This is a genomic window from Ruegeria atlantica (assembly GCF_947495585.1).
GTDB classification, from domain to species: domain Bacteria; phylum Pseudomonadota; class Alphaproteobacteria; order Rhodobacterales; family Rhodobacteraceae; genus Ruegeria; species Ruegeria atlantica_G.
Genome location: NZ_CANLZK010000007.1, coordinates 161,193 through 174,520, shown reverse-complemented (window position 1 = coordinate 174,520; position 13,328 = coordinate 161,193). Strand labels below are relative to the sequence as shown.

Below are 13,328 nucleotides of genomic sequence, written 5' to 3'. Positions count from 1 at the left end.
TTTTTAATCCCTCAAATATCTAGATGTGATGGGACCTTACATCAATTCACGGACGTCTGTCAGCCGTCCTGTGATTGCCGCTGCGGCAGCCATTGCAGGGCTGAGCAAATGGGTGCGTCCGCCCCGGCCCTGACGGCCTTCGAAGTTGCGGTTTGAGGTCGCTGCACAGCGTTCGCCCGGCTGCAGTTGGTCGGGGTTCATCGCCAGACACATCGAACATCCGGCCAGACGCCATTCGAAACCGGCATCCTTGAAAATCTCGGCCAGACCTTCTTCTTCGGCCTGCGCCCGAACCAGACCCGAACCTGGCACGACCATGGCACGCATGCCGTCCTTGACCTTTTTGCCCTTCAGGATCTCGGCAGCAGCGCGCAGGTCTTCGATGCGGCCATTGGTGCAGGACCCGATGAAAACAGTGTCAATCTCGACGTCGCTCAGCTTTTGACCGGCTTCCAGACCCATGTACTCGATCGAGCGGCGGGCTGCGTCAACCTTGCCACCTTCAAAATCTTCGGGGTTCGGTACAGTTGCGGTGATCGGCAGTACGTCCTCGGGGCTGGTGCCCCAGGTCACGACAGGTGCGATGTCTTCGCCGCGCAGGGTGATGACCTTGTCGAAATGCGCGTCATCGTCGGTAAACAGCGTTTTCCACCATGTCAGAGCAGCTTCCCACTGGGCACCTTTCGGCGCGTGGGGGCGACCTTTGACATATTCATAGGTGGTCTCGTCCGGCGCGATCAGGCCTGCACGTGCACCGCCTTCGATCGCCATGTTGCAGACGGTCATGCGGCCTTCCATCGACAGATCGCGGATCGCTTCGCCGCAATATTCGATAACATAGCCGGTTCCGCCGGCAGTACCGGTCTCACCGATCACAGCCAGAGTGATGTCCTTGGCGGTCACACCCGGCTGCAGCTTGCCGGTGATTTCCACCTTCATGTTCTTGGATTTCTTCTGGATCAGGGTTTGCGTGGCCAGAACATGTTCAACCTCGGACGTGCCGATGCCGTGGGCCAAAGCACCAAACGCGCCGTGAGTGGCCGTGTGGCTGTCGCCACATACAACGGTCATGCCAGGCAGGGTCCAGCCCTGTTCGGGGCCGACGATGTGCACGATGCCCTGACGAACGTCATTCACCGGGTAATAGTGAATGCCGAAATCCTTCGCGTTCTTGTCCAGCGCTTCGACCTGAATGCGTGATTCGGGGTTTTCGATCCCGTTCACCCGATCCGCAGTGGTCGGAACGTTGTGGTCCGGCACGGCGATGGTCTTTTCCGGCGCGCGTACTGGACGACCCGCCATGCGAAGCCCTTCAAAGGCTTGCGGGCTGGTGACTTCGTGTACCAGATGGCGGTCGATATAAAGCAGGCAGGTGCCATCATCGGCTTCGTGCGCGACATGGGCATCCCAGATCTTGTCATAGAGTGTTTTGGGGGACATCGGTCCTCTCCCGTGTGTAATGAGAAATAGCTGGCGAGTGGCTGGGCGCCGCTTATAGGCGGGCCAGAACCGTGCGGGCGGCCCCAAAGAACCGTTCACGCAGGCGCGTGCGGTCTTGCAGTGTCGGAGCAGGGGCCAAATAGACTCTCATGCGCCTCAGATATATCGCGTGTGCCCGTCAATCAAGGTTCAATCCGGCCTCGGGCTTGCATCACCCCGAGTTGCTGTCCAAGCTGCGTGTCAGGAGACCTGTATGAACCAAGACCTGATCCCCAGCTCGCTGTCGGAACTCTATGAAAACATGGTCGCGGGGTTTTCCGTGCAGTTCGGCAAACTTGCCGATCTGATCGTCACGCCGGGTTGGCGGCGGCACCAGTTGATCATCATCCTCGCCCTGTGGGCTTTGGCATATGTGCTCAAGCTGGTGACGCAAAACCGGTGGGAAACCTGGGCACGTGCCCGCACCGGCTGGCCCAAATGGCGGCTGCGCACTCTGGTTCAGCTGATGCAGCGCCTGACGCTGGTCTATTTCGTTTTGTTGTCCTGGACGCTGTACCTGTTCATGCAGAATGTGACCTGGCCGTCGCACAGTTACATTATCGGCGTGATCGCGACATTGGCCGCCGCTTGGCTGGCGATCGCGCTGGTGGCGCGACTTGTCCGCAACCGTACGCTGCGGCGGATCTTCAAATGGGCAATGTGGGTCTATGCAACACTGGTTGCGCTGAACTTGACGGATGATGTGGCCGAGTTTCTGGACGGCGTGGCGATTTCCATCGGTGATCTGCACATCTCGGCCCTGGGGATTCTCAAGGCCGCTTTGCTGATCGGCGTGCTGCTGACGTTGGCCCGCATCGGGACCCGCACGGCCGAGCGGGGATTGCAGAGGAACGACGACATCACGCCTTCGATGCAGGTTCTGTTGGCCAAAGGCATTCAAGTTCTGCTGTACGGAGCTGTCTTTATGGCGGCCATCCGCACGCTTGGGTTTGATCTGACTGGCATCGCGCTGTTGTCAGGCGCGATCGGCGTGGGCATCGGTTTTGGTCTTCAAAAAGTTGTGTCGAACCTGATTTCCGGGATCATCATCCTGATGGACCGCTCGATCAAACCGGGCGACGTGATTTCGTTGGGTGACACATTCGGATGGATCAACTCGCTGGGCGCGCGGTATGTATCGGTGGTCACGCGGGATGGGCGTGAATACCTGATCCCGAACGAAGACTTGATCACCAATCAGGTGGTGAACTGGTCGCATTCGGACCGTTATGTGCGTCTGGATCTGGACTTTGGCACCAGTTACGACGACGACCCGCATCAGGTGCGCGCAACCGCGATCCGGGCAGTTAAATCGGTGAAACGTGTTCTCAGCGGCGGTTCACATGAGCCGGTCTGCCATATAACCGGGTTCGGCGACAGCAGCGTGAACTATGTGCTGCGGTTCTGGATCAGCGATCCGACCAAGGGGCTTACCAATATCAGGGGCAATGTTTACCTCGCCCTTTGGGACGCTTTCAAGGCCGAGGGGATATCGATTCCTTTCCCCCAGCGCGAGGTCCGGCTGCTGCCCGACGGCGCAGAGCAGCAACAGATCGCCAAAGAGTGAGCACCCGTGCGGCCGCAAAAGCGCCCGTTCATTGAAATGTTGCATTCCCCTTGTTACCTTATTAGTACCCCTGCGCCGGGGTTTGGCGGCGCGCAACAAAGGAGGACTATGTCCTGTCTCTACATACACAGGCGGGTTTGCCCGCCGATGATGGGGCCAATGTAATGGCCCACTCTCAGTCAATCAGCGACAAGCTGCTTGAACGTATCCTTTCCTCACTTTCCGATGACAAGGCCGAAGATGTCGTGCAGATCAACCTGCAAGGCAAGTCGTCTGTCGCGGATCACATGGTCATTGCGTCCGGGCGTTCGACACGTCAGGTCTCGGCCATGGCGGAAAAGCTGACGGATCGCATCAAGCAGGAATTCGGTTTCACCTCGAAGGTCGAAGGCAAGGATGCCGGCGACTGGGTGCTGATCGATACGGGCGACGTGATCGTCCATATCTTCCGCCCCGAAGTGCGTGAATTCTATCAGCTGGAAAAGATGTGGCTGCCTCAGGGCGGCAGCGCCTCGGCCAACTGAGGCGCTATCCCGGCCTGCATTAACAGGCTGGAGGCGAGAGAAATATGCGTATAAGCATTTGTGCGGTCGGGCGATTGCGTGCCGGACCGGAGAAGACCCTGCTTGACGATTATCTGACCCGATTTGACCGGACCGGCCGTAGCCTGGGCCTTGGTCCTGCACAGGTGATCGAAGTTGAGGACAAGAAAAACGCAGGGATGGGGGCCGAGGCCGCGTTACTGCGCAAGGCGATGCCCAAAGGTGCGGTGATCTGCACGCTGGATGAACGCGGGCGGGTGATGTCCTCGCCTGATTTTGCCAAAAAACTCGGTAGCTGGCGCGATGCCGGACGGCAGGATCTGGCATTGATCATTGGCGGCGCAGACGGAATAGACCCTGATCTGCGGGCCGAGGCCGATTTTTCCATCTCATTCGGGTCGATGGTCTGGCCGCATATGCTGGTCCGTGTGATGCTGGCCGAGCAACTTTACCGGGCCGCGACCATCCTGTCGGGCGGTCCCTATCACCGGGTCTGACATGGCGCAGCTTCTGATCGTCTACCATTCGCGCACCGGCGGAGCCCGCCAAATGGCCCAAGCCGCTGCGGCAGGAGCGCGGGACGAAGCGGAAACGGTTCTGAAAACTGCAGATCAGGCGACCCCTGAGGATTTGCTGGGTGCGGATGGGTATATTTTCTGCGCGCCCGAGAATCTGGCCGCGATTTCAGGTCTGATGAAAGAGTTCTTTGACCGTTGCTACTACCCTGTGCTGGGCAAGATCGAAGGGCGACCGTATGCGCAGATGATCTGTGCTGGGTCCGATGGCGAGAACGCGGCCCGTCAAACCGCGCGGATTGCCACCGGTTGGCGGTTGAAAGAGGTTCAGTCGCCGCTGATCATCTGTACCCATGCGCAGACGCCCGAGGCTATTCTGGCCGAAAAGACCATCCCGCAAAATCAACTGGATGAGTGCCGTGATATTGGGGCTGCGTTGGGTGCGGGTCTGGCGCTGGGTGTGTTCTGAAGATCAGTTCAGCGGGACCAGCGTGGTCTCATCGCCCCAGCCATCGACACTGCACCGCGCCTGAATCTGAACCTGTGTCACGCCATCTGGAATCGCCACTCCGGATAGTGAGCGTGTAAAGGGCTGCTCAGTCTCATGTGGGTGATGCAATACGCGCATGCCCAGTTCATTGCCGTCCATGTCCAGAACGCGCCAGCCATCGGCATAGTGATCCCATCCGGTATCGGGATGGCGGATCGTCACGTCGAATCGCCACGTGTCACCGCTTTGGTTGGCCGCCACTTTTTCAATCACAGAAGGGTCGGCAAGCGCCGGGCTGGCGAGAAGAAGGCTGAGAATCAAATACCGCATGTGGCGATCCTAGGCTGTGTCCGTTGGCTTAGCGATCACGAATCCGTGTTGCGCGGTTGGGACATCAGGACGAGCCGGGAATGCGACGCAAACTCACGACGGTAAAGGACACCAAACGTGATTGCCGTGCCCAGCAACAGCGCCACAGGCCCAAGTATCCAGGCAACGGATGCCAGGGCAAAATAAGTCACGCGCAAACCGCGGTTAAAGCTACGCGCTGCGGTGACGCAAATCTCGGCCGCCTGTGCCGCGCGCGGATAGGCTTGCGGGTCTGATGGTTCGTTGGGGACCGCAGCCATCAGAACTGCGCAATAGCCAAACAGCCGATGCGCCCAGACGTATTTCAGAAACGCATTTGCCAGAAGAAGGATGATGATCAGGATTTTGATCTCCCACACCATGGCCGGTGCGCTGCCGATGGCCAGATCATTGGCAACACCGGCAAGACTTTCGGTATTGCCCAGCAGGGCTAATCCGCCCCCGATGGCGATCATCGTAGTCGATGCAAAAAACGTGCTGCCCTGCCGCATCGCCGCGACCACCTGCGCGTCAAACATTCGGGGTTGCCGGGTGACCATTTCCCGCATCCATTCTCGACGATAGTCATCCATCATCACCGTGACGGAATGCTTATTGGGTGAGGGATTTTCGATTCGCCAACCGATCCACAGCCAGGTGATCAGCAACACGGCAATGGCCGCATAATCCAGCGGTGAAAACAATTGTGCCCGATCAATCCAAGTCATGCTGCGACCTTAGGACCAGACAGGAGAACTTGCCAGATGAAGAAATTGGTAATATTATTTTACCAAATAGGGGATCGACCATGGAAATGCCAACGCCAAATCCTGACGTTCTGCGCCGCAAGGCCCTGGTTCTTCAACGTTTGTTGCAAGTTTTGCCCGAGGACGCGGTGATTCACGAACCGTCCGAGACTCGAGCTTATGAATGTGACGCGCTGACGGCGTATCGGTGCCCTCCGATGCTGGCGGTTCTTCCGTCGACCACGCAAGAGGTCTCGGACGTTTTACGCATCTGCAATGAAGAAGGTGTCCCTGTGGTTCCGCGCGGGTCGGGTACTTCCTTGGCCGGTGGCGCGTTGCCAACCGCAGATTGCGTCATCCTTGGCGTCGCCCGGATGAATGAGGTGCTTGAGGTCGACTATGACAACCGCTTCATTCGCGTTCAATCAGGCCGCACGAACCTGAGTGTGACCGGTGCGGTCGAGGAAGACGATTTCTTCTATGCGCCAGATCCGTCCTCACAGCTCGCCTGTGCCATTGCTGGGAACATCGCCATGAACTCAGGCGGGGCGCATTGTCTAAAATACGGTGTGACCACCAACAACCTGTTGGGCGTAAAGATGGTGCTGATGGATGGCAGCGTGGTCGAGATTGGCGGCGCGCATCTGGACTCTGGCGGCTTGGACCTGTTGGGAGTCATCTGCGGGTCTGAAGGGCAGTTGGGCGTCGTGACTGAAGCCACGCTGCGCATTCTGCGCAAACCTGAAGGTGCCCGGCCTGTATTAATGGGTTTTGATGATAACGAAGTTGCCGGGCAATGCGTCTCGGACATTATCAAGTCGGGCATCCTGCCGGTTGCGATCGAATTCATGGACACACTGTGCATCCAAGCCTGTGAAAATTTCGCCCACGCCGGTTACCCCGACTGCACCGCTTTGCTGATTGTCGAGGTCGAAGGGTCCGAGGCCGAGATGGGCTATCAGTTGTCAAAGATCATCGAAATCGCCAAGCGCCACAATCCGGTCGAACTGCGCGAAAGCCAGTCGGCCGAAGAAAGCGCGAAAATCTGGCTGGGGCGCAAGTCGGCCTTTGGCGCGATGGGGCAGTTGAACGACTACATGTGTCTGGACGGCACGATCCCGGTGTCGTCCTTGCCGGAAGTGCTGCGCCGGATTGGTGAAATGAGCGAAGACTACGGCTTGCCGGTCGGCAACGTGTTTCATGCAGGCGATGGCAACATGCACCCATTGATCCTGTTCGATGCCAACAAACCCGGTGATCTTGAGAAATGCGAGGCGTTCGGAGCCGATATCCTGAAGCTTTGCGTTGATGTGGGTGGCTGCCTGACAGGTGAGCACGGCGTTGGGATCGAAAAGCGCGATCTGATGTCCCACCAATACGCGCCTGCGGACCTTGAGGCTCAGATGGTCATCAAGGATGTGTTCGACCCGAATTGGCTGCTGAACCCGGCCAAAGTGTTCCCATTGCAGGCGTCGAAGTCCCGACGCAACGCGCGGATCGCCGCAGAATAATCGGCTCTAACAGGGAAGAATTGTCATGAAACCAAAGACAGAAGCCGAACTGGCCGAGATGGTGGCCGAGTTGAATGAACCGGTCCATATCAAGGGAGGCGGTACGCGCGGTATTGCGGGACCAGATGCGGTGACTGAAACAAGCGGACTAACCGGCATCACACTTTACGAACCCGGCGCGCTGACTTTGGTGGCGAAGGCCGGAACACCCGTGGCAGAGATCGAGGCCGCGTTAGATGCAGAAGGTCAGCAATTAGCGTTCGAGCCTATGGATCACCGGGGATTGCTGGGAACCAGTGGCACACCGACCATAGGCGGTGTTGTGGCGGCCAACATATCTGGGCCCCGGCGGGTACAGGCTGGGGCATGCCGCGATTTTCTCCTGGGCGTGCGCTATGTCGATGGCATGGGGCAGGTCGTCAAGAATGGCGGCCGGGTCATGAAGAACGTCACCGGCTATGATCTGGTCAAACTGATGGCGGGATCCTGGGGCACTCTGGGTGTTTTGACCGAAGTGTCGTTGAAGGTACTGCCCAAGCCCGAAGTCGCCGCAACGCTGTCTGTTCAGGTATCTGATGTGACCACCGCAGTTGCAGCGCTGTCCGCCGCATTGAAATCCCCTTTTGAAGTTAGCGGAGCAGCGTACGACCCGGATATGGGAAGCGCCTTACTGCGCCTCGAAGGATTTGCGGGTTCGGTGACATACAGGTTGGATCAACTGAAATCCCTACTGTCTGGTTTCGGCGAGGTTGCCGAACTTGAGCAGCCCGGCACATTGTGGGTCGACCTACGTGACGCAGCCGGTTTCCACGAACAAAGCGGTGATGTCTGGCGCATTTCGGTCAAACCCTCGGATGCGCCGGGCATCGTTGCGCGCATCCGGGCAGATCGAACGTTGTTTGATTGGGGTGGCGGGTTGATCTGGGCCTTGGTGCCGGTTGGTACTGATCTGCGGGCGCATTTAGGCGCGTTTGGCGGTCACGCTAACATCGTGCGGGCAGGGTCCGAAACACGGGCAGAACTGGGGCGTTTTCAACCGGAGGCACCCGGCATTGCGGCTCTAACCAAAAGAATTCGTCAAAGATTCGACCCCCGCGGTTTGTTTAACCCGGGGTTGATGGGGTAAGCCGATGCAGACGACATTCACCGAGAAGCAGTTGCAAGATCCCGCGATCCAAAGATCAAATGAAATCCTGCGAAACTGCGTCCATTGTGGGTTTTGCACAGCCACATGCCCAACCTATCAGGTGCTGGGGGACGAGTTGGATAGTCCACGCGGGCGCATTTACCTGATCAAGGACATGCTGGAAAACGAGCGTGTGCCGGATGAGAAAACGGTCAAACATATCGACCGCTGCCTGTCATGCCTGGCCTGTATGACCACATGTCCATCGGGCGTGCACTACATGCATCTGGTCGATCACGCGCGGGAATACATCGAAGAGAACTATAAACGCCCCTTTTCGGATCGTGCATTGCGTTGGGTGCTGGCACAGATTCTGCCTTATCCGATGCGGTTCCGCTGGGCTTTGATCGGGGCGAAGCTGGGGCGGCCATTCCGCTTTCTGATGCCCGACGCCCGGTTGCGTGCCATGCTAGACATGGCACCCAAACATATCCCGCCCGTTAGTCGCAATGACGACCCGCAGAGATTTCCGGCCAAAGGACCGCAGCGCAAGCGCGTTGCGCTGATGACGGGTTGTGCGCAAAAAGCTTTGAATACTGACATTAACGACGCAACTATTCGACTTTTGACCAGGATGGGATGCGAGGTCGTCGTGGCCGAAGGGGCAGGGTGCTGCGGCGCGCTGACCCATCACATGGGCAAAACCCGTGAAAGCCATGAGGCCGCAAAGGCCAATATCAGGGCCTGGACCGCAGAAATGCACGGCGACGGGCTGGACGCCATCGTCATCAATACCTCGGGCTGCGGTACGACGGTCAAGGATTATGGCCATATGTTTCACAATGATCCCATGGCCGAAGACGCGGCGCAGGTGTCGTCGATTGCAATGGATATCAGCGAACTGCTGATCCAGCTGGAGCTGCCACAGGACGAAAACAAGGGCCTGACCGTTGCATATCATGCAGCCTGTTCTTTGCAGCACGGTCAAAAGATCAAAACGCACCCCAAAAGCCTACTGAAACAGGTCGGTTTTGCCGTGTTAGAGCCTACAGATAGTCACCTGTGCTGCGGCAGCGCGGGAACTTACAACCTGATGCAGCCCGAGATTTCGGGCAAGCTGAAGGACCGCAAAGTCAAAACGCTGGAAGCCAAAAAGCCGGACGTGATCGCGGCGGGCAATATCGGATGCATGATGCAGATCGGCTCTGGCACGGACATTCCCGTGCTGCACACGGTCGAGCTTTTGGATTGGGCAACCGGCGGGCCGGTGCCGCGTGCATTGCGTGAACCAGCCAAACCTAAGGTTCCGGTCCTTAGATAGGCCATGCTGATGCAACTGGGCACCACTCGCCCCGTTAAACGGGCGCGGGCGTCATCGCCCTATTTTTGCCGCACCGGAGACGTAGGAAAATACGTCAACAGCAAAGCCGGAGTGCCGTTTGCGAAACTGGATCACAGCATTGGCGCTGGCTTTGACGCCGTTGTCCGCCGCAGCCCAGGATACCGGGTTGAAAAGCCTGGAAACCACCGATGCGGGGCGCGCGTGGATGGCGGTAGGGCGCCTGGATATCAACGACGGCGCCGGGTTTTGCACCGGGACGCTGATTTCTCCGACACAGGTTTTGACGGCTGCCCATTGTCTGTTCGATAAGGTGACCGGTCAGCGGATTGACCTGGCAGAGGTCGAGTTTCTGGCCGCCTGGCGTCTTGGGCGTGCATCGGCCTATCGGGCCGCGCGTCGCGCTGTTGTTCACCCGGACTACGAATACAGCACAGAGGCAACGGCCTCGCGGCTATACAATGACATTGCGCTGATCGAACTGTGGCAACCGATCCGAAATACAAGCGTAATTCCGTTCGAGACCGGAGACCGCCCGTCCCGAGGTGCCGAAGTGGGGGTCGTGTCCTACGCGCAGGACCGGGCCGAGGCCCCCTCGCTGCAAGAAGTGTGTTCGGTCATGACGCGCACATCCAACGTTTTGGTGTTGTCCTGTGACGTCGAATTCGGGTCGTCCGGCGCGCCGGTCTTTTCCTTTGAAGGGGACCGGCCGCGCATCGTTTCGGTCGTTGCAGCCAAGGCTGAATTCAACGGGCAGCGCGTGGCGATCGGCACCGCGGTCGAGGATTCATTGGAACTGCTGCAGGCAGAGTTGTCGGCTGGTCGCGGATTTGGCGTGTCTCCCTCTCAGGGTGGGACACGCCGCAATATTGGAGCAAGGTTCATAAAACCATGAGTCGTTTATTTCTGAATTTTCTTTTGTTCCTTTCAATTTCCGCCACCGCAACTTACGCCCAGACCGCCAAGCGCAAGCTGACGGATCGCGATGACCTTTACGGATGGGAGGCGGTTGGACGTCTGGACGTAGGCGATCAGGGGTTTTGCACCGGCACCCTGATTGCGCAGGATCTGGTTTTGACTGCTGCGCACTGTGCGGTGGACAAGGCCAGCGGCAAACCCTACGAGCCGGGAAAGGTGACGTTTCGCGCCGGTTTGAGCCATGGTGAGGCGCTGGCAGATCGCAAAGTCATGCAGATTGCCGTGAACCCGGAATATGTCAGCAATGCCCCGTTGTCACCGGATACTGTCCGCGCTGACGTTGCGCTGATGCGTTTGGAACAGCCTATCCCCTATTCCATCGCCAATCCGTTTGCGTTGCATAAGGGGCGCGTTGCTGGAACCGAGGTCAGCCTGGCCTCATATGGGCGCGGCCGGTCCGAGGCGATCACGCGGGAAAGATCCTGCCGGATCCTGGGTCGCCAGCAAGGGTTGATTACCTTCAACTGCGACATCACTTTTGGCTCGTCCGGTTCGGCATTGCTGGCCAGAAATGGACCGCGCTGGCAGATCCTGTCAGTTGTTTCAGCGATCGGAACCTACGGGGGTCGTGTGGCCGGATACGGGATGGAACTGTCTGGAATCGTTGCCGAACTCAAGGCGGACTTGCGGCGCGATGCCCCGCGTCCACAGGCAACGATCCGCCGGTTGCAGGTCGGGTCCGACAAGTCGAATTCCGGCGCGAAATTCATCAGCTCGGGCGGGGGTTGAACTCGGTCAAACTGCTACCCATGTGAAATGTGTCGGGTCGCCACGAACGGGGCCCGTATCAACCAGATGCCCGTCCGAACGGAGGGCAGAACACAGATCGCTCTGATATGAGGATATGACACATGCGTAGTTTTGATTTTGCACCGCTGCACCGCGCCACCGTTGGTTTCGACCAGATCGCTGACATGATGGATCGCGTGCTGACCAATGATGTGGCTCAGCCGAGCTACCCACCTTACAACATCGAAAAGACCGATGCCGACACCTATCGAATATCGGTTGCAGTCGCCGGTTTTTCGGAAAATGACCTGTCGGTCGAGATGAAAGAAAACGCCCTGATCGTTGCTGGCAAGAAAGCCGCCGAGGACAAAGAGCGCAGCTACCTGCACCGCGGCATCGCCACCCGCGCGTTCGAACGCCGCTTTGCGCTGGCCGATCACGTGCGCGTCACCGGCGCCAACCACGAAGACGGCATGCTGAACATCGACCTGAAGCGCGAAGTGCCCGAAGCCCTGAAACCGCGCCGGATTGAGATTTCTTCGGCGAACGCCATCGAAAAGGACGTGGTCGACGCTAAAGCCGTGAATTAGGGCGACCGCTATACGCCGCGATAATCGTTCCTCTCTGGATTATCGCACCATACGCCCCGCGTTCCTCCAGACGCGGGGCGTTGTTTTTTCACGTGTGTTTGAATTGCCGGTTCGGTTTGCTTATGAACGCAGAGACCATGATGTTATCTACTTGGCTTACAGTTCGATTTGATGACGCGAAGGCTTATCTGTCACAAAATCTTGGGATTGGGCACGCTAGTACCATCAAATATAATAAAGATTCGAAGGCAAAAAACTCTCGGTAATGCGGGGCAAAGACAGTTTTGGGTATACTTTGGTTTTTGAAAAAAAAGAGAAACCGACCTGATAAGGTGCAGGAATCCACACCGTCCTGGCAGGACCTGCTTGGGCTGGACGTTGACTATTATCGCGATAATCAACCTGATTTGGCAGAGTTATCGGATGCGGAACTTATTGAACATTTCAATCTGCACGGGCGCGCGGAAGGGCGAGTAGGAGCAAAAGAAGCGTTACGCGCCGAGCTCGTCAAAACTGTCTCAAGGTATAAGTCCATTCTGGAAATTGGCCCCTTCTGCAATCCGTGTGTGACTGGGTCGAATGTTTCCTATTTTGATGTCCTGGACAGTTCAGGATTGCAACAACGAGCAAAGGCGATCGGATACAATACAGCCTCGGTTCCCGACGTGGAGTTTGTTTCGCCAACTGGTGACCTTGCTATCGTAGATCGCAAATTTGACGCGGTGATCAGCTCTCATTGCATCGAACATCAACCTGATTTGATTGCTCATTTGGTGCAGGTACAGCGTATACTTAAAGAGGGCGGGCGTTATTTTATGCTAATCCCGGACAAACGCTATTGCTTTGACTTCGCGCTTGCAGAAAGTAATGTTGCCCAAATTGTCGCGGCACATCGCAACGGTCGGAAGACTCATCGCATCGAAAGCGTGATTGAGCACAGGGCCTTGACCACTCACAACGACACTGGTCGTCATTGGCAAGGCGATCATTTCGATGCGGGTTGGGAAGAGAGAATAGCAAAAAGAACAGATGCTGCGCTGGCTGAGTTTGACGCCGCAGGTGGCGGTTACATTGACGTGCACGCCTGGCAGTTCACGCCGAAAAGCTTCGCGAGTTTAGTCAGTCAACTTCGACTGATGAAGTTGATCAATCTGGAAGTTCAAGACGTTTATGAAACGCCAAAAGGGCGCAATGAATTCACGGTGATATTGAAGAAATAGGCAGGTGCTGCGCTTTCCGAATGAGGATATGAGCCGCAGGCTTTCTGGACGTGGCGGATTATTTTTTAGCAGTTATGGTCGGGTGGTGAGTGGTTAAATACGGATTGCCCCGCGTAGGATTACGCGGGGCATTTGGGTTTTCCATACC

General features: G+C 57.4%; 15 protein-coding genes. 11 read left to right on the top strand and 4 right to left on the bottom strand.

The window, feature by feature from the left end; genetic code table 11:
• Positions 1–36: 36 nt before the first annotated feature.
• Entirely contained in the window at positions 37–1,440 is a 1,404-nt protein-coding gene (gene leuC, locus QMP16_RS13950; RefSeq protein ID WP_058276552.1) for a 3-isopropylmalate dehydratase large subunit, read from the bottom strand.
• Positions 1,441–1,492: 52 nt separating this feature from the next.
• On the bottom strand, positions 1,493–1,591 hold the full coding sequence (locus tag QMP16_RS13945) for an isopropylmalate isomerase (protein WP_108861670.1): 99 nt from the start codon (positions 1,589–1,591) through the stop codon (positions 1,493–1,495).
• Between the two features lie 102 nt (positions 1,592–1,693).
• On the opposite strand from QMP16_RS13945, the gene QMP16_RS13940 reads away from it, so the two are divergent.
• The 4 genes from QMP16_RS13940 to QMP16_RS13925 all read left to right on the top strand — a co-directional run bounded on the left by QMP16_RS13940 (position 1,694) and on the right by QMP16_RS13925 (position 4,572).
• Positions 1,694–3,046 (top strand): mechanosensitive ion channel family protein, encoded by a 1,353-nt coding sequence (locus QMP16_RS13940; protein ID WP_282152872.1) that lies wholly within the window; start codon positions 1,694–1,696, stop codon positions 3,044–3,046.
• A 164-nt stretch (positions 3,047–3,210) separates the two neighbouring features.
• Positions 3,211–3,570 carry a ribosome silencing factor gene (rsfS, locus tag QMP16_RS13935; RefSeq protein WP_058276550.1) on the top strand — a complete coding sequence of 120 codons (360 nt, stop codon included), beginning with the start codon at positions 3,211–3,213 and terminating at the stop codon, positions 3,568–3,570.
• A gap of 44 nt (positions 3,571–3,614) precedes the next feature.
• Positions 3,615–4,085, top strand: a complete 471-nt coding sequence (gene rlmH, locus QMP16_RS13930; protein WP_282152871.1) for a 23S rRNA (pseudouridine(1915)-N(3))-methyltransferase RlmH — start codon at positions 3,615–3,617, stop codon at positions 4,083–4,085.
• A 1-nt stretch (position 4,086) separates the two neighbouring features.
• On the top strand, positions 4,087–4,572 hold the full coding sequence (locus QMP16_RS13925) for a flavodoxin family protein (RefSeq protein WP_282152870.1): 486 nt from the start codon (positions 4,087–4,089) through the stop codon (positions 4,570–4,572).
• A 3-nt stretch (positions 4,573–4,575) separates the two neighbouring features.
• On the opposite strand, the gene QMP16_RS13920 is transcribed toward QMP16_RS13925, so the two are convergent.
• Positions 4,576–4,923 (bottom strand): hypothetical protein, encoded by a 348-nt coding sequence (locus tag QMP16_RS13920; protein ID WP_282152869.1) that lies wholly within the window; start codon positions 4,921–4,923, stop codon positions 4,576–4,578.
• A gap of 35 nt (positions 4,924–4,958) precedes the next feature.
• Positions 4,959–5,669, bottom strand: a complete 711-nt coding sequence (locus QMP16_RS13915) for a DUF599 domain-containing protein (RefSeq protein ID WP_282152868.1) — start codon at positions 5,667–5,669, stop codon at positions 4,959–4,961.
• An 80-nt stretch (positions 5,670–5,749) separates the two neighbouring features.
• On the opposite strand from QMP16_RS13915, the gene QMP16_RS13910 reads away from it, so the two are divergent.
• The 7 genes from QMP16_RS13910 (at position 5,750) to QMP16_RS13880 (ending at position 13,180) form a co-directional block, all read left to right on the top strand.
• A complete protein-coding gene (locus QMP16_RS13910; RefSeq protein ID WP_282152867.1) occupies positions 5,750–7,198 on the top strand; it encodes an FAD-linked oxidase C-terminal domain-containing protein in 1,449 nt (482 codons plus the stop codon).
• 25 nt (positions 7,199–7,223) lie between these two features.
• Complete coding sequence (locus tag QMP16_RS13905; protein ID WP_282152866.1) at positions 7,224–8,324, top strand: FAD-binding protein; 1,101 nt, start codon at positions 7,224–7,226, stop codon at positions 8,322–8,324.
• A gap of 4 nt (positions 8,325–8,328) precedes the next feature.
• Positions 8,329–9,645: a glycolate oxidase subunit GlcF gene (glcF, locus tag QMP16_RS13900; RefSeq protein ID WP_282152865.1), complete on the top strand. Its 1,317-nt coding sequence runs from the start codon at positions 8,329–8,331 to the stop codon at positions 9,643–9,645.
• A 118-nt stretch (positions 9,646–9,763) separates the two neighbouring features.
• Positions 9,764–10,558, top strand: a complete 795-nt coding sequence (locus QMP16_RS13895) for a trypsin-like serine peptidase (RefSeq protein WP_282152864.1) — start codon at positions 9,764–9,766, stop codon at positions 10,556–10,558.
• Positions 10,555–11,370, top strand: a complete 816-nt coding sequence (locus tag QMP16_RS13890) for a trypsin-like serine peptidase (protein WP_282152863.1) — start codon at positions 10,555–10,557, stop codon at positions 11,368–11,370. Before QMP16_RS13895 ends, QMP16_RS13890 begins: the two co-directional genes overlap by 4 nt.
• A gap of 122 nt (positions 11,371–11,492) precedes the next feature.
• Complete coding sequence (locus QMP16_RS13885; protein ID WP_113789186.1) at positions 11,493–11,960, top strand: Hsp20 family protein; 468 nt, start codon at positions 11,493–11,495, stop codon at positions 11,958–11,960.
• Positions 11,961–12,292: 332 nt separating this feature from the next.
• Positions 12,293–13,180, top strand: coding sequence for a class I SAM-dependent methyltransferase (locus QMP16_RS13880; protein ID WP_282152862.1), 888 nt, complete (start codon positions 12,293–12,295; stop codon positions 13,178–13,180).
• Positions 13,181–13,328: the final 148 nt, after the last annotated feature.